We start from the raw sequence: 17923 nt of genomic DNA, 5'->3' as shown, positions 1-17923 counted from the left end.
TTCGGTGCCGTACCGCCATATCCAGTGATCCGGGGGACAAGTGCGCCCCATCGGCCACGGGTTGTGTGGCAGTATTACATCAACTTACGGCGGCGTGTCACCTCAATATCCAGATCTGTAATTTTCTTGCGCAACGTATTGCGGTTGATGCCGAGCAGGTCCGCGCATTTCGCCTGGTTCCCACCTGTCGCATCAAGGGCAATCTCGATCAGCGGCGCCTCAACCTCGCGCAGGATGCGTTGGTAGAGGCCCGGAGGCGGCAGCATGTTGCCGTGCAGGTCGAAATACCGTTTGAGGTGGCGCCCTACTGAGGCCCCCAGCTTTTCTGTATCGCCCGCACTGCGGATCGGTTCGAGCTCCGGCTGGCTGCCAAGCACCTGTTCGACTTCGGAGGCCGAGATTTCGAGGGCGCGGCTGGTGAGCCCGAGACGGCGGACTGCGTTTTCCAGTTGGCGGACATTGCCCGGCCAGGAATAAGTGCGGAAAATCTCGGCTGCGGCGTCTGACAGTGCACGGCGCGGCTGGCCGGTCTTTTCGCCTCGGACCAGGAAGTGTTCCGCCAGAAGCGGGATGTCATCGACGCGTTCACGCAGCGCCGGAACGTTCAGCGTGGCCCCGGACAGACGGTAGTACAGATCCTTGCGCACCTGCCCCGCTTCCATCGCGGCGGTCAGGTCCGTTTGCGAGGTGGCGAGGAAGCGTGGGACATATTCGCCCGGCGTGTCCATCATCCGCACGATGCGGGCCTGGATTTCCTCGGGGATGTCACCGATTTCGTCGATCAGAAGTGTGCCGCCCTTGACCCGTGCCAGCACCCGCGCAGGCCCTTCGAGGTCTTGCAACTCGGCTGCCGTGACAGTGACAAACGGAAGCGTACGACGATCGGAGAAGTCGTGGATGGCCCGTGCAATCAGGGATTTGCCCGTACCGCTTTCACCCCAGATCAGCACCGGAAGGTCGGTGTTCATCACCCGTGCCACGACGCGGTAGAGCGCTTGCATGATCGCCGTGCGTCCGACAAGAGGCAGTTCATCCGGGCGGTCGCTGTTCTCTTCCCTTGCCGGCGCATGGGCCTTTTGCTCGAGCGCCTTTGCCGTGCGTTTCATCAGGTCCGGCAGGTCGAAGGGCTTGGGCAGGTAATCGTAGGCTTCGGCTTCGGCGGCTTGGATCGCTGTCATGATGGTGTTCTGCGCGCTGATCACGATAACGGGCAGGCCTGGCCGGTCCTCGCTGATCTTGGGCAGCATTTCGAGGCCATTGCCGTCCGGCATCATCACGTCCGAGATCACAACGTCGCCCTTGCCCTCGCCCACCCAGCGCATCAGCGTGGTCAAGCTGGAGGTCGCGTGCACCTTGCACCCGGCGCGGGTCAGCGCCTGGGTCAGAACGGTGCGGATCGTGCGGTCGTCATCAGCGACAAGAACGGTGCCATCCATATGCTAGTCCTTTGTTTGGTCTGGGCCCGGTTGGGCAGATTTGGGGGCGCGCGGCAGGGACAGGCGGAACACTGTCTTGCCGGGCACGGAGGTGACTGAAATCCAGCCGCCGTGGTCGGAGATGATCTTGGACACGAGGGCAAGGCCAAGGCCGGTGCCGTTTTCCTTACCCGACACGAAAGGGTCGAAGATGTCGGCAGCAATGGCGTCCGGCAGCCCCGGGCCGTCATCGATGATCTCGACCTGCAGGGGCAAGGATTGACCGGCGCCATCGGCGCGGCGCAGGCGGAAGGAATGTTCAAAGTAGCTATGCAGGCGAATGGAGCCGCCGCCTTTGCCCGCGGCCTCAGACGCATTCTTGAGCAGGTTGAGCACAACTTGCAGCAGTTTGTCCGGGTCGCCGTAGGCTAAAGGCAACGAGGGGTCGTAATCCTCGATAATCTTCATCTCGGCCCCGAACCCCAGCAAAGCGGAGCGCCGCGCGCGATCCAGCACGTCGTGGATGTTCACCGGCTTTAGGTCGGGAGGCGAGAGATTGCCAAACTGCTCGACTTGTTCGAGCAGTTTTACGATGCGCCGCCCCTCTTCAACAATCAGGTCGGTCAGTTCCAGATCCTCGGGTTTGAGGTTCATGCTAAGCAGTTGCGCCGCCCCGGTGATACCTGCGAGCGGGTTCTTGATTTCGTGGGCCAGCATCTCGGCCATGCCGATGGCGGACTTGGCGGCGGACTTGACCGAATGGTTCTGCGTCATCCGACCCGACAGTTCGCGGGGCGAGATCATCAGCACCATGTGATCTGCCGCACCGATCAGGGGGGCGATTTGCAGCGCGCATTGCAGGGGCGCGCGCCCGCCGTGGCCCACATCCACGTCATTTACAAAGAGAGGCGTGCCGTTCTTGCGCGCACGCGCGAGGCTTTCCTCCAGCGGCGCATCCACTGCCAGTTCATCCCACAGCGGGAGCCCCTTCATTGTCTTGGCCGACGCGTTGAAGAAGCCCTCGGCCGCCGAGTTGATATCGACGATATCATCATGTGGCCCGATGATGATGACCGGCACGGGCAGCGAGGCCCAAAGATCCCCTGCACCGGTCATGCTGCCACTACCCCGGTTTCGGGACGCAGCGCGCGCGGCAACATGTCCATCGTGGCCTTGGGTGTCTTGGCCGTCAGGACGGCACGACGCAGGTCGGCGGGTGTGCATGCGGTGTCCATGAACCAGCCTAGGTGCTTGCGCGCCACCCTTAGACCCAGCAGTTCGCCATAAAAGCGCAACATCCCGTCATAGTGGGCCATTACCATTTCGGCAAAGGCATCCCCCGTGGGCACGTTCGGTGCGGGCGTGCCGTACAGCGCGTGCGCAACCTCGGCCAAAAGCCATGGTTTGCCCTGTGCACCCCGTCCGATCATCACTCCATGTGCGCCAGACTGATCCAACGCTTGCTTTGCCGTGGCGGCGTCCACGATGTCTCCATTGGCAATCACCGGGATGTTCACCGCATCAACCACCGCGCGGATCGCAGCCCAGTTGGCGTTGCCCTTGTAGAACTGGCACCGCGTGCGGCCATGGATCACGATTTGCCGGATGCCCGCAGCTTCGGCCCGCGCGGCAATCTCGGGCGCATTCATCAAGGCGTCGTCCCAGCCCAAACGGGTTTTGAGGGTCACCGGAATATCGACCGCATTCACCACTGCCTCGATCAGCGTCAAGGCGTGATCCGGGTCGCGCATCAGGGCAGAGCCAGAGTATCCGTTCACCACTTTCTTGGCGGGACATCCCATATTGATGTCGATGACTCGCGCGCCTTGCCCGGCGACCATCTTGGCCGCTTCGGCCATCGGTGCCGCCTCTCGCCCCGCGAGTTGAACTGCTGTGCCATCAGCCCCCAATCCCAGTTCTGCCTTTTCGCGGCTGCCGGGGCGCGCGTTGAGCATATCGTGGCTGGCCACCATTTCAGACACGACCATACCGGCCCCAAACCGGGCCACGAGGGACCGAAATGGAAGGTCAGTGATTCCAGCCATCGGAGCCAGCATCACAGGGGCTGTCATGTCGAGGGGACCAGTGGCCATCAGGTTTGCCTAATCCTTGTGCGATACTGTCTGGTATTGCACGTGCGGGGTTTTCTCAATCACTGCAACGCTGTTTCCGCACTCAAGGCTGACGTGTTGCCTAAAATTTAGGCAGAACTTCTGATCATGGACAGGCCGCACATCTCCGCCTAGAGATCAAGCATGAGTTGGAAAACCCAAGAATGAAGCGGGCCGCCGCCGTGATTGTCGCTGCGGGGCGCGGTACGCGCGCCGGAGGGGATGTGCCCAAGCAATGGCAAGACCTCGCTGGGCGGCCAGTCGTGTCACATACGCTGGCGGCCTTTGCCAAACATGGCAGTGTTTCGCAGCTGGTGCTGGTTGTGCATCCCGATGATGTAGCGCGCGCATCCAAACTGGCACCTGCGGATGCAATGATTGTGCAGGGCGGCGCGGACCGTGCCGCGTCTGTAAAGAACGGACTGGCATCAGTGCAGGACGCCGAATTTGTTTTGATCCATGACGTGGCGCGACCGCTGGTTACGACCCCGACCATCTCGGCTGTGTTGGATGCACTTGAACAGAATGCCGGTGCTGCGCCGGCCCTGTCGGTGACCGATGCGCTGTGGACGGGTGCCGATGGTCGCGTGACCGGCACGCGGAGTCGCGACGGCTTGTACCGAGCACAGACCCCACAAGGCTTTCACCTTGAGGCCATCCGAGCGGCGCACGCGGCCCATCCCGGCGGCGCTGCGGATGACGTGGAGGTTGCCCGTGCCCATGGTTTGGCGATTGCCATTGTCCCGGGTGATGAAGACAATCTGAAAATCACACACCCGGCGGACTTTGAGCGGGCGGAACGGATCTTGCGAGGGCGCGATGGACATTAGACTGGGAAACGGATTCGACGTGCATGCCTTTGGCCCTGGCGATCATGTGACACTGTGTGGCGTGCAGGTCCCGCATGATCGGGGTCTTGTCGGTCATTCCGATGCCGATGTCGGCATGCACACGGTGACCGATGCAATCAATGGCGCATTGGCGCGCGGCGATATCGGGCAGCACTTTCCGCCCAGTGATCCGCAGTGGAAGGGCGCCGCAAGCGACATATTCCTGCGCCATGCGGTGGGCATGGCCCGCGAGATGGGGTTCGAGATATCGAATGTCGATTGCACACTGATCTGCGAAGAGCCGAAGATCGGGCCACATGCGGCAAAGATGCGTGCCGCGATGGCCGAGATCATGGACCTCGAAATCGACCGCGTGTCGGTCAAGGCAACCACGTCCGAACGGTTGGGCTTTACCGGGCGCGGTGAAGGCATTGCCTGCATCGCCACAGCAGCGTTGATCAAGTCATGATTGCACGGATTTTGGGCACCGCTTGTTTTGTGGGCTACATGAGGCCCGCCCCGGGCACGTGGGGCTCGTTGATTGCGTTGCCGTGGGGCTGGGCCCTGCATCAACTGGGTGGCTTCCCATTGCTCGCTGCCGCAACGGCCATCTATTTTGTCGCCGCTTGGTGGGCCACTGCACAGATGACATCGGGCGGCGGCGACCATGATCCTTCCGAGATCGTGGCGGACGAAGTGGTCGGCCAGTGGATCGCCCTGTTTCCGCTGAGCTACGCGGCGTGGGATCGTGGTTTGGACATTCTTGTGATGTGGCCGGGTTGGATTGCCGCCTTCGTGTTGTTCCGCCTGTTCGACATCTGGAAGCCGTGGCTTGTCGGCTGGGCGGATCGGCGCGGCGATGCGCTTGGCGTCATGCTGGATGACGTGATTGCCGGTGTGTTTGCAGCCATCGGCGTGTTGGCGTTGGCGGCACTGGCGCACGGGATCTTGATAGGATGAGCCTTGCCAGCGAAGTCCTTGAATTAGCGAAAGATAGCGGCATCATGATTGCCACGGCGGAGAGCTGCACAGGTGGCATGGTGTCCGCTGCATTGACCGACATTCCGGGATCGTCTGCGGTGGTTGAGCGGGCATTCGTCACCTACACCAACCAGGCAAAGATGGACATGTTGGGCGTCGCGGCAGCAACCCTTGAAGCCCACGGCGCTGTCAGCGAAGAGGTCGCGGCCGAGATGGCAGAGGGTGCATTGAAACATGCACCCGTTCAGCTGGCTGTATCGATCACTGGGATCGCAGGACCGGGCGGATCAGAGTTCAAACCCGAAGGGCGCGTGTGTTTCGGCATCGCCGATGCCAGTGGCGTCCGCACGGAGACGGTAGAATTCGGCGCCCAGGGCCGTGACAAGGTACGTATCGCAGCACGGGATCATGCGCTTGGGCTTTTGAAAGCCGCGTTAGTGCCGGCCTAAGCGCTGCTTTTCTCCTTGCCCTATTTTTGTGCGAATACCTCAAAAAATCGCACAAAATATATGCACTAACTAAAATGCCCTTAAAATCAGCACGCCTGACCCCACGCGCCTCTTTTTTCCGCAGGCGCTGTCAGCCAGACGACCCCGCATATAAAAATTCCGGAGGGGACAATGAACGGAGCCGATACCGCCTGGATCATCGTGGCAACCGCACTGGTGCTGCTGATGACGTTGCCGGGCCTTGCGCTATTTTATGGGGGCCTTGTGCGCGCCCGCAACGTGTTGAGCGTTTTCATGCACTGCTATGCCGTTGCCTGCCTGATGAGTATCCTGTGGTTCGTGGCAGGTTACTCCATCGCATTTGGCGACGGCGGGTCCGGATACTGGGGTGGCCTGGGTAAGCTGCTGCTCAGCGGTGTGGACGCTGACAGCCTGTCGGGCACCCTGCCCGAGGTGCTGTTCTTTGCCTTCCAGATGACATTTGCCATCATCACGCCCGCCCTGATCGTGGGCGCATATGTCGAGCGCATCGGCTTTGGCTTTGTCCTGCTGTTCTCGGCCCTATGGATGCTGTTGTGTTACGCACCGGTCGTGCATTGGGTGTGGGGCGGCGGCATGCTGGCCGATGGCGGCATCTTTGGCGACGTTGGGGTCAAGGATTTTGCCGGTGGCATCGTGGTGCACGAAACCGCTGGCATTGCAGCCCTTGTGCTTGCTGTCTTCCTGGGCGCGCGCAAGAACCAGACCACACCGCCGCACAACCCCGGCATGGTCATGATGGGCGCTGCCCTGTTGTGGGTCGGTTGGTTCGGCTTCAATGGCGGATCGCAACTGGCCGCTGACGGTGGCGCCGCCATGGCCCTGACCGTCACCCACATCTCGGCCGCGATGGCATCGCTGACCTGGGCGCTGTGGGAAAGGATCAAGTTCGGCAAGGCGTCCCTTGTTGGTATGGTCACCGGGACCATTGCAGGACTTGCGTCCATCACGCCTGCGTCCGGCTTCGTTGGTCCGGTTGAGGCCATGATCATCGGTGCTGTCGCGGGCATTCTGTGTCAGGAAGCCGTGAATCTGATCCGCAATGTGGTCAAGATCGACGATACGCTGGACGTGTTCGCCGTGCACGGTGTTGGCGGCATCTTTGGCACGATCATGATCGCTGTCTTTGGTGTAGGCAGCTGGGCTGCGCAGCTCGGGTCGCTGGTCATTGTCGGTGTCTTCACGCTGGTCGTAACGGTCGTGCTGATCTTTGTCGTGCGCGCCATCACACCGCTGCGCGTGGATGAAGAGACCGAGGTCAACGGCCTCGACCTCGCCGTACATGGCGAGCGCGCTTACGACGTTAGCAGCTGAGCAAAGGCTGGCAGGTCATCGTCTTTGATGGCCTGCGCAATCTGATCCGCCCGTGCGCCCACCAGCGCGCGGGCTTTTTCGTGGATGCGGTTGGCGCGGGTCTCAAACGGAAGAGGCGTGTCGAGGTCATGGAAACGCTCCGCCCCATCCACGATCACACGCGCCTGCATTTCGGTCAGGTCATCGACAGGCGACACGGTCACCCGCCCCCGCCACGACACAAGTTGAGGATCTTGCGCACAGGCATCGGTAAAAGCGCTGATGTTGCCCGTATCCATGCCATACGCTGTCATGGCCAGAACATGGGCGTAGGAAAATTTGGCCCCAAGACCGGTATCAGGCGCAGCTTGATTGCAGGCGGTCATCCACCTTGGATGGGTATGCACCTCAACCCTCGTCGCATCACGCAGCGGAACGTCACGAACGGTTTCAAGAGCGGCATGGAGGCCGTGGCAACAGGCATGAAACTTGTGGCTGACAGAACCCATGCGCCACGCAATCGGCACCTCTGCCCCTTCCCCGTGATGTGTGTCGCCAAAACCAAGCGCACCTGCGAGGCCGTCAGGGGACCCGGTCATGCCCGCTTGCGCCCACAACGTCGCTTCGACCCCGGTCCGCGCGGCCAGACCTGCGTTCAGCGGTTTGCCCATTGTCCCGAATTGGGACTTCAACCCAGACGCCATTGTCGAACATAGCCCGAGTGCGTGCCGCATCTTATCGCCATCCAGACAGAGAAGCCGTGCCGCCGCAATCGTTGCGCCAAAGGCCCCTGCCGTCGCCGTCTGATGAAACCCGACCTGATAGTGCCCCCGCCCCAGCCATAGTCCAGTTGCAACCGACGCCTCAGCCCCGACGACCGCCGCATCAACCATGTCGTTCAGCGGCACGCCCTGCATCTGCGCCACGGCAAGCGCTGCCGGGATCACCGCAACAGAGGGATGGCCGATATGCGCAAAATGCGTGTCGTCATAGTCCAACGCGTGGGACAAGGTGCCGTTGACAAGCGCGGCTTCTGCCATCGTCCCACCACGCCCGTCAAAGCGTGTGGCAGGCCCATCCGTGTCCAACGTTGCAGCCCAAGTATCGAACGCCCCGTCACGATGCCCCGCCATACCGCAGGCGGCCCAGTCCAATAGGGACAAACGCATCACCGCGCGCACATCTTCCGGCGGTTCAGCCAGCGCGTAGGCCAGAAGCTGCGCGGTAATGTCCATACTTCCCTGTTTCAAAAAATCCTCCCCGAAGGGCCGGGTTCAACCGGGTCGGTGCTATCCATACAGCGCGGCCGCACGCCGCTCGAACGCCCTAACAATGCGCTGCATCGCCTCGTTGAATACAACTCCAATGATCCCTTGCAGAATGGCGTTCCTGAACTCGAAGTCCACGAAAAAGGAAACGTCGCATCCGCCTTCGGCATCAGCGAAAGCCCAGTTGGATTTCATGTAGCGAAAGGGACCATCCAGATATTCCGTATCAATCTTTTTGTCGGCGGGATGTAGCACGACGCGAGAACCGAACCGTTCACGGAACACTTTGAAACTTATGACAAGATCCGCCTCCATCACCTGACTGTCCCCTTGCTGCGTGACTGTACGCACGCGCGCTGCGGCACACCACGGCAGGAACTGAGGATATTCGCCCACATCTGCCACCAGATCGTACATCTGTTGTGCGGTGTAAGGCAGGAAGCGGGTTTCGGAATGGGTGGGCATTGCGGTAAAGGTGACCTTGAACAAGCGTTGCGCAGGGATGTGTCGCGGTTGTCATGCAAAATCAAGGGGAAGCGCATGTCAGAGCGGCCATATGTCATAGACAGAATGATCTCGGCCAAGGCGATTGCCGCCCGGATCGAGTCGCTCTGTGGGGAAATACAGGACGAGTTTGCGGGCACTGACAAACTGGTGGTCGTTGGGCTCTTGCGCGGATCCTTTGTGTTCATTGCCGATCTGGTGCGCGAACTGGACCTGCCCATCGAGGTCGATTTCCTTGAAGCGTCATCCTATGGCGACGGGATGGTAAGCAGCCGAGAAGTGCGCATTCTCAAAGACTTGCGCGGCGCAATTGAAGGGCGTGATGTGCTGGTCGTCGAGGATATTGTCGACACCGGCTATACCATGCAGCACGTCATCCGGCTGCTGAAGGGGCGCAAGCCATCAAAACTGCGCACCATTGCCCTGCTCGACAAGCCGAGCAAGCGCGAGGTTGAGGTCAAGGCAGACTGGACCGGTTTCGAAATCCCGGATGAATTTGTCGTGGGGTACGGGATCGACTACGCGCAGCGCAATCGCAACCTGCCCTATATCGGCAAGGTCCGGTTCACTTGAACAGCAGCACGACCCCCTTCCGTTGCACAGTACCGTTCCTCAAGTCAGCCGACCGCGCGTAGCGTGTCGGCTCATTGCGGGCCGTAGCCGCAATCGCATCAATAGCGTCATGCAAATGGGCGATTGCCACTTCCTGGGTACGCGCGTCCAAGCCGGCGATAAGCACCTCCAGCTTTTGGATGGTTCCCATTGAATCTGTCATGGGGCGCACTCCCACGTGTGTCGTTCATTTTTGATATGTGAAGCAAGCGCGAAAGCTGTCAAGGTAAATTGACACGCCTCCGATTTCTATTTCGCCGCAGCGCTGAACAGTGCACGGAAATCGTGGACAGGCGCACAATAATGCAGTTCCTTGAGTGCACAGAGGTGAGCCTGTCACGACAGACAATTGATGCTACAGACTGTTGCGCGATACGCCTTGTGCGCACAGAGCCGAGTGTCAGGCGAGTTTTGCCTGTCGGGCTGCGCGCAACCGAGCGAAGTCATCACCGGCGTGATAGGATGACCGCGTCAATGGCGTCGCTGACACCATCAGAAATCCTTTGCCATAGGCCGCTTTTTCGTAGGACGCGAATTCGTCCGGATGCACAAAACGGTCCACGCGGTGGTGTTTTGGTGTCGGCTGCAGATATTGGCCAATTGTCAGGAAATCGATGTCAGCGGCGCGCATGTCTTCCATCACCTGGATGACCGATTGCCGATCTTCACCCAGCCCCACCATGATCCCTGACTTGGTGAACATGGATGGGTCCAGTTCCTTGACCCGTTGCAGCAGACGCAGGCTGTGGAAGTAACGCGCACCCGGGCGCACCTCCGGGTACAGGCCGGGCACTGTTTCAAGGTTGTGATTGAACACGTCGGGCCGCGCTTCGACCACCACTTCAAGCACAGAAGGGTCGCAGCGGATAAAATCCGGCGTCAGAATTTCGATTGTTGTCTCCGGGCTGCGGTGCCGAATGGCGCGGATCGTCTGGGCGAAGTGATCCGCCCCACCGTCCTCGATGTCGTCGCGGTCGACGGAGGTGACGACCACGTGGTTTAGACCCAGCTTTTCAACCGCATGTGCCACGCGACCGGGCTCGAACGCATCCAGCGCTTCGGGTGGCTTGCCCGTTGCGATGTTGCAGAAGGTGCAGGCGCGGGTACAGACCTCGCCCATGATCATCATGGTGGCGTGGCCCTGGCTCCAGCACTCGCCCACATTCGGGCACCCGGCTTCTTCGCACACGGTGACAAGCCCGTTGTCACGCATGATCTTGCGTGTGTCTTTGTACCCTTCACTGACCGGTGCCTTGACCCGGATCCAATCCGGCTTTTTAGGCTGCGGATTATCAGGTCGCCGCGCCTTTTCCGGGTGCCGCTGCTCGGGGATTTTCAGGTCGCGCATGGATCTCTGCCAATTGGTTCAGCGTTAAACTTGTTCTAACATAAAGACTTTCCCGCTGAATACCACGTGGCGCATGGCCGCTATGCAAAGAGTGCGGAAAAAGCGTTGCTTGCCCCCTTCAAAAGCGATGCCGAACGCCCAACACAAAGCCCGTCGATCCTGCATCAACTTCGAACACACCATATCCGTCAGAGCGGTGATGCAATCGCACAAATGCGGATCTATGCGGATCAGATAGCCCGAACTCAAGCTCGGCCATCCAATGGACGAACAGACGCTGAGACGCGCCATTGCGGTCGATCTCGACCTGTGGAATTTCGGACGCGTAGGACAATCCGATACCGGCGGCGATCGAACGCACTACCGTCTCCTTTTTCGGAACGTATCGCAGGACAACCGGCACGGTTAGTTCAAGAAGATCCTGACGTCCGAAATGCACCGCCAATTGCGCTTCGAATCCATAGCGAAAGCGGCTGTCGCCGATTTGGCGATCCCATCCCAGCGCACCGCCTACGAGATGCGAATCCGCAAACTGCACCCGCCCAGGGACCAATGCGTCATGCCATCTGTTTTCGGTCATGGTGCCGACAAACCCAGAAAAATACATCTGTCGCTCGGCGCGCGTTGCAGACACGCTGCACATAAAAAGAAGCAAAATCACCATCATCACACGGGCGTACGCACACAGCGCCATCGCTGATCGATGCATCCAAAACCTCCACCGCAAGTACGTTCAAAGTTTTGACGATGCCATCATGCTTCACCGCCCGTTGACTGTGACCAACCGCACCGGCGGGCAAGCGAGTCACACAGGAACAGAAACCAAAAAAATGGCGCTGCGGGGAGGACGCAGCGCCATTTGGCGGAACAGGCGCGGTTTTCAGCCGATCAGGCCGCCGCCCGGTCCCATCGTCTCGTCATAATGCTGTTTCAGGCGCATCAGGGCGATGCGCAGCACGATCTTGCCGGACCGGGCGGACCAGCCGAGTTGCTTTTCAGCACTCTCGAGCCCTTCCAGGTAACAACAGCAGCGCAGAACAACATCCGACAGGCCAGGACCGAGATCCCGCAAGGCCGCCGCAACACGCGTGCGGGCCCCTTCCGGCCCATTGCCGACACCGCTGTCCATCGCAAACCCACCGCGCCCGCCGCCCGTCAGGAAGCGGTCCCAGTTTTGGGCCACGCGGGGCCCCATCTGGGCAAGTTCAAAGTCCTCGCGCAGGCGTTCACCTGCAGTGACAAGATCATCTGAAAGAAACGGTTGCCCCGCCTTATCACGGCGGCGCGCCAATGCCGTCAGCGGAGATTCAGCGAGGTTGTAGCGTACCTTGCGTGGCTGGCCCGTATCCGTGTCGCGCACCGTACGCTCGCCCCATTGACGGTGCTGGTCTGCGAAGGGTGTTGCAGCCTCGGCAAAGCCCGGCTGCGCGTCTTCAACCTCTCCCATCATCTCGGCAAGGGCCGTACGGCCCGCGGGCGTGATGCGGTACCGCGTAATGCGCCCCGCGCTTTCCGCGCTGATCCAATCCTGAAGCGCCATCGCTTCGGCAATCTTGCGATCAACCACGGCAGTGCGCGTGCTGCTGCCGGTCACGCCATCGCGTACGACGACCGCCTTTTCCATATCAACCGCGACCGCCAGAACCGCCCCGGTTTCACAGAGCCGCCGCAGAATGCGGACCGAATCCTGTGTCATCATGGTGGTGTCTGGACCGTGGTCCCGCGCAAGAGCATTTTGCATTTCCGGATCATCCTTCATGGGCTGAGGTGCAGCCGACGAACGTTTCCGACCCAGAGACTTCCCCAATTTACGCAGCACTGCATCCACCAAAGGATCGTCGCGACGGGTTTCAAACCGCCGGATCTGGCGCAGTACGGTCGAGGCATGACAGCCCGACTTGCGCGCCAGTTCGCGGATCGGCAAACCGGCTTCGGTGTGTGCAAGGTAGTGTACGGCCCCGTCTGGAACCCAGGCAGGCAGGTTCAGGTCCGTCGAGCAGAGTACATCGCTGTGGCGCATAGCTGTTTTCCGTCCTTCTTCCCTTTTTGGGCCCCGAATGTCTTTGTTCGCATCGGGTTATCCACAAAAACATCCACACAACCTAGAGCTGCATTGATTACTGGATCGTTAACATTCATCGATATACGCAGCATTGTTTCCAAAAGATAAACAGTTGCTAAACGAACGTGCGCGGTCAGCTTGACGTGCGCAACACCCGTTCAGGTTGTGCAATGGTTTGCTTGCACTCACCCGACGGGGATCGGGTCGACATCAAGTTTAGGAGACCGGAAATGCAAGATATTCTGACAATGCTAAGCGCACTTCGTCGTCCACGCCTGCTGATGCGCGCCGCGCGAATCGGAGCGGAAGACTATCGCCGAAACGCGCATCTGCCGCGTCTTCTGGGCTACGGACAGTTGCCCCGCCACGGTGCCGCACTTATGCGCCTGATGGAAATCGAAGGCGACCTGAATGCCCAGCGCGTCAATGACGATTCGTCCTACAGCCTGCTGCGCCACATCGACATCCTGATCGCGATTGTAGGCGAGGCGCGTACGCTGCGGGCAGCACAAAGCGACCCCGCAATCTGATCACATGAAACTGTCAGGCTCTGCCGCTTTCTTTTCGGCCACGTAGGCATCCAGCGCCTCGCGCGTGGCAGGGTCCATGGCGGGTTGCTGGTAGTCCGACAGAAGCTTTTGCACCCGAAGCGTGGCCAGCGCGGCCGTATCCCGCGCGCCCTCGTCTTCCCAAGTTTCGAATGGCTTGTAATCCAGAAGGTCTGACTTCCAGAACGCTGACTTGAAGTTCGCTTGCGTATGGGCGCATCCAAGGTAGTGCCCGCCCGGCCCCACTTCTCGAATGGCGTCCATCGCCTGCGCGTTCTCGTCCACCTGCACGCCGGCAGCCAGATGGTGCAGCGTTCCAAGCTGGTCCGCATCCATGACGAATTTCTCGTAAGAGCTGACCAGCCCGCCCTCAAGCCAACCACATGAGTGCAGCATGAAGTTTACACCCGACAGAAGGCCCATATTTAGCGAATTGGCCGTTTCATAGGCGGCCTGCGCATCAGGCAGCTTCGAGCCGCAGAATGACCCGGCCGACCGGAACGGAAGCCCAAGCCGACGCGCCAATTGCCCGGCGCCGTAGGTGATGTGCGATGCTTCCGGCGTACCAAAAGTTGGCGCACCTGAATTCATGTCTATGGAGGTGACAAACGCCCCCATAATGACCGGCGCCCCTGCCCTGCACAGCTGGGAATACGCGATGCCTGCCAGCACCTCGGCCAGCACTTGTGTGAGCGTCCCCGCAACAGACACGGGCGCCATGGCCCCACCCACGATGAAGGGCGAGATAATGCAGGCCTGATTTGCCTGCGCATAGACCTCAAGCGCACCCATCATCACATCATCGAAGGTCATGGGCGAGTTGATGTTGATGAGCGATGTCATCACCGTGTTCTCGGCCACAAAATCCTTACCAAACAGAATTTCCGACATCTCGACCGAATCGCGGGCACGGCTGGGTTCGGTGACAGATCCCATGTAGGGCTTGTCTGACAACGTCATATGGGCGTGCAGCATATCGAGGTGCCGCTTGTTCACCGCTACATCCGTGGGTTCACAGACGGTGCCGCCTGAATGGTGCAGCCATTTCGACATGTAACCCAGCTTCACAAAGTTGCGGAAGTCTTCCATCGTCGCGTAACGTCGGCCGCCACTGGCATCCCGAACAAAAGGCGGGCCATAGACGGGGGCGAGGACAAGACTCTTGCCACCCACCTCAACCGTACGCGCGGGGTTGCGCGCATGCTGGGTGTACGATGACGGCGCTGTTTCACACAACTTGCGCGCCAGGCCACATGGAATGCGCACCCGTTCACCGTCTACATCTGCGCCCGCATCGCGCCACCTTTGCAAAGCGGCCGGATTATCGGGGAAGTTCACCCCGATCTCTTCCAACACCTTCTCGGCGTTGTTTTCGATGATTTCGAGAGCCTCTTCCGTCAACACCTCGAAATTCGGGATATTGCGTTCGATGAACTTCGCGGTCTCGAAGGACACGGCACTGCGTTCGGCCCGTCGTGCAGCACCGCCGCCACCGCGTCCCCGTCTGCGTGTCGGTGCCTGTTCCATGCCGCATCCCCTTTTCACATGAATTGATGCCAAGGTGATTACCCTATCCCAAACCCAACGGCGCGCGGTTAGCGTCCATCAAGGGAAAAAAGCGACATCCTCCCTTCTTCTGACAAAAAATACGACGGGGTCTGGGGCAGAGCCACTGTCCGACGCTTGCCACCCCTGACACACATGCCTATTGCACGCACATGACCGACCAGATCCATGACCGCCTTCTCATCATCGACTTCGGTAGCCAGGTGACGCAATTGATCGCGCGCCGCCTGCGCGAGCTGGATGTCTATTGCGAAATCCACCCCTATCAGAACGTCGATGCCGACCTGATTCGGGACATGGCGCCCAAGGCCGTCATCCTGTCCGGCGGACCGGACAGTGTGACGCGTGACGGCTCCCCCCGGGCGCCAGACGCCTTGTTCGATATGGGCATACCGGTTCTGGGTATCTGTTATGGCCAGCAGGTGATGATGCAGCAGCTGGGTGGCCTGGTCGAAGGTGGAAAAATCTCTGGTGGAGGTGGCACGGCAGAGTTCGGCCGTGCTTTTGTCACGCCGGAAGGGCAGCTTAACCTGCTGGACGGCTGGTTCGGTGATGGCAAGGAACAGGTGTGGATGAGCCACGGCGACCATGTGTCCAAGCTTGCCCCCGGTTTCGAGGTCTATGGCACCTCGCCCAACGCGCCCTATGCGATTACCGCGGACACCACGCGCAACTTCTATGCCGTTCAGTTCCACCCCGAGGTGCACCACACCCCCAAGGGTGCGAAACTTTATGAAAACTTCGTGCGGTTGGCGGGTTTTGCCGGCGATTGGACGATGGGTGCCTACCGCGAGGAAGCAGTGCAGCGTATTCGCGATCAGGTTGGTAACAAAAATGTCATCTGCGCCCTATCCGGCGGTGTCGACAGTTCCGTCGCCGCGGCGTTGATCCACGAGGCTGTTGGGGACCAGCTGACCTGTGTTTTTGTCGATCATGGCCTGCTGCGCAAGAACGAGGCCGAAGAGGTCGTTGGCATGTTCCGCGACCACATGAACCTCCAAGTTATCCACGCAGACGAGACAGAGCTGTTTCTGGGTGAACTTGAAGGTCAGTCCGATCCCGAGACCAAGCGCAAGATCATTGGCCGCCTGTTCATCGACGTGTTCCAGAAATACGCTGACCAAATCGAGGGTGCCGAGTTCCTGGCCCAAGGCACGCTCTATCCGGACGTCATCGAAAGCGTCAGCTTCTCGGGCGGTCCGTCGGTCACAATTAAATCGCACCACAATGTGGGCGGTCTGCCGGAAAAGATGGGTCTGAAACTGGTCGAACCATTGCGTGAATTGTTCAAGGACGAAGTGCGCGCCCTGGGCCGCGAGTTGGGTCTGCCCGATCACTTCATCGGTCGCCACCCATTCCCCGGCCCCGGCCTTGCCATCCGCTGCCCGGGAGAAATCACGCGGGCCAAGCTGGACATTCTGCGCGAGGCGGATGCTGTCTATATCGATCAGATTCGCAAACACGGGCTGTATGACGAGATCTGGCAGGCCTTCTGCGCCATCCTTCCCGTGCGCACGGTCGGCGTGATGGGCGACGGACGGACTTATGATTATGCCTGCGCGCTGCGCGCGGTTACTTCAGTCGATGGGATGACGGCAGATTACTATCCTTTCACCCATGAATTCCTTGGTGAAACGGCGACACGCATCATCAATGAAGTTCCGGGGATTAACCGTGTCACCTATGACATCACGTCGAAACCTCCGGGCACCATCGAATGGGAGTAACGCTGGATGGGTTTCTGCGCTGTGCGTCAGAGGCAGAGGCAGCACGTGTGCGTGCAGCGCTGCCCGAGCACGTGCGTCTGACACGGGCCGAACCCGGCTGCATTCGATTCGATGTGTTGCCCACAGACGATCCGTTGGTTTGGACTGTCTCGGAAGAGTTTACTGATCCCGCAGCTTTTGATGCACATCAGTCTCGCGCCTCCAAATCTATCTGGGCGAAAGAAACAGCGGGTATTGCTCGCGACTACGCCATCAAGGGCATGCCATGAGTCCAGTCCTTAGGGCAGCGCTTTGGATGACAGGGTCCATCGCGTCTTTTTCGACCATGGCAGTCGCCGGACGCGAGGTTTCCGACAGCCTCGATACGTTTGAGATCATGATGTATCGGAGCGTCGTTGGCATCGTGGTCGTCTGTGCGTTCGCCTTGGCCACCGGTGCCTGGCGCAGCATCAAGACGGATCGCCTTGGTACACATCTGGTCCGCAACGTCGCGCATTTCACGGGCCAGAACCTTTGGTTCTACGCGGTCACGGTGATCCCACTTGCGCAGGTCTTTGCGCTGGAGTTCACCTCGCCTATCTGGGTGATTGTTTTGAGTCCGCTGATATTGGGTGAACGGCTGACCCGCGTGCGCGCACTGGCCGCGATTATGGGGTTCGTTGGCATCCTGATCGTTGCGCGGCCCGACATGGCCGGGATCAACGCTGGTGTTATCACCGCAGCGTCCTCGGCCATCTTCTTTGCGCTCACGATCATGTTGACCAAGCGGTTAACCCGGCACGAAGGGATCACATCCATCCTGTTCTGGCTGACATCCATGCAGTTGGTCATGGGAATCGCCATGGCGGGATATGATGGCGACATCGCCCTGCCCGACCTGCAAACCGGGCCTTGGGTATTCCTGATCGGCTGCGCTGGCCTGTTGGCGCATTATTGCCTGACCAACGCACTTTCCATTGCACCTGCAACCGTCGTAGTCCCCATTGACTTTATTCGCCTGCCAACCATCGCAGTGATCGGGATGCTCGTTTATGGCGAAGTCATTGATGTTTGGGTATTTGTTGGCGCGGCCGTCATCTTTGCGGGCAATTACGTGAACATTCTGGTCGAATCGCGGCAATCCAAAGCGATGTGACCCGAATGTCACAAACTTATGACGCTCCGTCACGA

General features: G+C 59.9%; 21 protein-coding genes. 10 read left to right on the top strand and 11 right to left on the bottom strand.

Going from position 1 to position 17923, the window contains the following annotated elements; genetic code table 11:
• Nucleotides 1-74: 74 nt before the first annotated feature.
• The 3 genes from Q1A51_RS09350 to dusB are packed head-to-tail and all read right to left on the bottom strand — an operon-like array spanning nt 75 to nt 3508.
• A complete protein-coding gene (locus Q1A51_RS09350) occupies nt 75-1436 on the bottom strand; it encodes a sigma-54 dependent transcriptional regulator (protein WP_299199083.1) in 1362 nt (453 codons plus the stop codon).
• A 3-nt stretch (nt 1437-1439) separates the two neighbouring features.
• Nucleotides 1440-2531 carry an ATP-binding protein gene (locus Q1A51_RS09345; RefSeq protein ID WP_299596951.1) on the bottom strand — a complete coding sequence of 364 codons (1092 nt, stop codon included), beginning with the start codon at nt 2529-2531 and terminating at the stop codon, nt 1440-1442.
• Entirely contained in the window at nt 2528-3508 is a 981-nt protein-coding gene (dusB, locus tag Q1A51_RS09340; RefSeq protein ID WP_299596954.1) for a tRNA dihydrouridine synthase DusB, read from the bottom strand. The genes Q1A51_RS09345 and dusB overlap by 4 nt, the downstream gene beginning before the upstream one ends.
• 182 nt (nt 3509-3690) lie before the next feature.
• On the opposite strand from dusB, the gene ispD reads away from it, so the two are divergent.
• From ispD to Q1A51_RS09315, 5 genes are all read left to right on the top strand, one after another.
• On the top strand, nt 3691-4356 hold the full coding sequence (gene ispD, locus Q1A51_RS09335) for a 2-C-methyl-D-erythritol 4-phosphate cytidylyltransferase (RefSeq protein WP_299596957.1): 666 nt from the start codon (nt 3691-3693) through the stop codon (nt 4354-4356).
• Nucleotides 4346-4825, top strand: a complete 480-nt coding sequence (gene ispF, locus Q1A51_RS09330; RefSeq protein ID WP_299596960.1) for a 2-C-methyl-D-erythritol 2,4-cyclodiphosphate synthase — start codon at nt 4346-4348, stop codon at nt 4823-4825. The genes ispD and ispF overlap by 11 nt, the downstream gene beginning before the upstream one ends.
• Nucleotides 4822-5316 carry a phosphatidylglycerophosphatase A gene (locus tag Q1A51_RS09325; RefSeq protein ID WP_299596963.1) on the top strand — a complete coding sequence of 165 codons (495 nt, stop codon included), beginning with the start codon at nt 4822-4824 and terminating at the stop codon, nt 5314-5316. Before ispF ends, Q1A51_RS09325 begins: the two co-directional genes overlap by 4 nt.
• Nucleotides 5313-5786, top strand: a complete 474-nt coding sequence (locus Q1A51_RS09320; RefSeq protein WP_299596966.1) for a CinA family protein — start codon at nt 5313-5315, stop codon at nt 5784-5786. The genes Q1A51_RS09325 and Q1A51_RS09320 overlap by 4 nt, the downstream gene beginning before the upstream one ends.
• A gap of 171 nt (nt 5787-5957) precedes the next feature.
• Complete coding sequence (locus Q1A51_RS09315) at nt 5958-7139, top strand: ammonium transporter (protein WP_299596969.1); 1182 nt, start codon at nt 5958-5960, stop codon at nt 7137-7139.
• Here the strand turns inward: Q1A51_RS09315 and Q1A51_RS09310 are convergent.
• Both Q1A51_RS09310 and Q1A51_RS09305 read right to left on the bottom strand, forming a co-directional pair.
• Nucleotides 7121-8353, bottom strand: a complete 1233-nt coding sequence (locus Q1A51_RS09310; protein ID WP_299596972.1) for an MmgE/PrpD family protein — start codon at nt 8351-8353, stop codon at nt 7121-7123. The genes Q1A51_RS09315 and Q1A51_RS09310 overlap by 19 nt on opposite strands.
• A 54-nt stretch (nt 8354-8407) precedes the next feature.
• Nucleotides 8408-8851, bottom strand: a complete 444-nt coding sequence (locus tag Q1A51_RS09305; protein WP_299599633.1) for a type II toxin-antitoxin system RatA family toxin — start codon at nt 8849-8851, stop codon at nt 8408-8410.
• A gap of 75 nt (nt 8852-8926) precedes the next feature.
• Here Q1A51_RS09305 and hpt point away from each other — a divergent pair, with 75 nt between their 5' ends.
• On the top strand, nt 8927-9463 hold the full coding sequence (gene hpt / locus Q1A51_RS09300; protein ID WP_299596975.1) for a hypoxanthine phosphoribosyltransferase: 537 nt from the start codon (nt 8927-8929) through the stop codon (nt 9461-9463).
• Here hpt and Q1A51_RS09295 read toward each other — a convergent pair.
• The 5 genes from Q1A51_RS09295 to Q1A51_RS09275 form a co-directional block, all read right to left on the bottom strand.
• A complete protein-coding gene (locus Q1A51_RS09295; RefSeq protein WP_299596978.1) occupies nt 9456-9665 on the bottom strand; it encodes a hypothetical protein in 210 nt (69 codons plus the stop codon). The two genes, hpt and Q1A51_RS09295, sit on opposite strands and share 8 nt — an antisense overlap.
• A gap of 237 nt (nt 9666-9902) precedes the next feature.
• The gene (gene lipA, locus Q1A51_RS09290; RefSeq protein WP_299596980.1) at nt 9903-10850 is read right to left on the bottom strand and encodes a lipoyl synthase; all 948 of its coding nucleotides are present in this window, start codon (nt 10848-10850) and stop codon (nt 9903-9905) included.
• Between the two features lie 118 nt (nt 10851-10968).
• Entirely contained in the window at nt 10969-11430 is a 462-nt protein-coding gene (locus Q1A51_RS09285) for a hypothetical protein (RefSeq protein WP_299596983.1), read from the bottom strand.
• Nucleotides 11408-11614: a hypothetical protein gene (locus tag Q1A51_RS09280; RefSeq protein ID WP_299671246.1), complete on the bottom strand. Its 207-nt coding sequence runs from the start codon at nt 11612-11614 to the stop codon at nt 11408-11410. Before Q1A51_RS09280 ends, Q1A51_RS09285 begins: the two co-directional genes overlap by 23 nt.
• Nucleotides 11615-11730: 116 nt before the next feature.
• Nucleotides 11731-12870, bottom strand: coding sequence for a DUF6456 domain-containing protein (locus Q1A51_RS09275; RefSeq protein ID WP_299596986.1), 1140 nt, complete (start codon nt 12868-12870; stop codon nt 11731-11733).
• A gap of 272 nt (nt 12871-13142) precedes the next feature.
• Here Q1A51_RS09275 and Q1A51_RS09270 point away from each other — a divergent pair, with 272 nt between their 5' ends.
• On the top strand, nt 13143-13442 hold the full coding sequence (locus tag Q1A51_RS09270; protein ID WP_189370559.1) for a DUF6477 family protein: 300 nt from the start codon (nt 13143-13145) through the stop codon (nt 13440-13442).
• Here the strand turns inward: Q1A51_RS09270 and Q1A51_RS09265 are convergent, their stop codons facing one another.
• Nucleotides 13443-14987, bottom strand: coding sequence for a trimethylamine methyltransferase family protein (locus Q1A51_RS09265; RefSeq protein WP_299596999.1), 1545 nt, complete (start codon nt 14985-14987; stop codon nt 13443-13445).
• Between the two features lie 191 nt (nt 14988-15178).
• On the opposite strand from Q1A51_RS09265, the gene guaA reads away from it, so the two are divergent.
• The 3 genes from guaA to Q1A51_RS09250 are packed head-to-tail and all read left to right on the top strand — an operon-like array spanning nt 15179 to nt 17888.
• On the top strand, nt 15179-16753 hold the full coding sequence (gene guaA, locus Q1A51_RS09260) for a glutamine-hydrolyzing GMP synthase (protein WP_299597002.1): 1575 nt from the start codon (nt 15179-15181) through the stop codon (nt 16751-16753).
• Nucleotides 16744-17022, top strand: coding sequence for an antibiotic biosynthesis monooxygenase (locus Q1A51_RS09255; RefSeq protein WP_299597005.1), 279 nt, complete (start codon nt 16744-16746; stop codon nt 17020-17022). The genes guaA and Q1A51_RS09255 overlap by 10 nt, the downstream gene beginning before the upstream one ends.
• Entirely contained in the window at nt 17019-17888 is an 870-nt protein-coding gene (locus Q1A51_RS09250) for a DMT family transporter (protein ID WP_299199314.1), read from the top strand. Before Q1A51_RS09255 ends, Q1A51_RS09250 begins: the two co-directional genes overlap by 4 nt.
• Nucleotides 17889-17923: the final 35 nt, after the last annotated feature.

Origin of the sequence: uncultured Tateyamaria sp. (assembly GCF_947496075.1) — a bacterium.
In the GTDB taxonomy this organism is placed as follows: Bacteria; Pseudomonadota; Alphaproteobacteria; order Rhodobacterales; family Rhodobacteraceae; genus Tateyamaria.
This window is presented reverse-complemented; position numbering and strand designations above follow the sequence as displayed.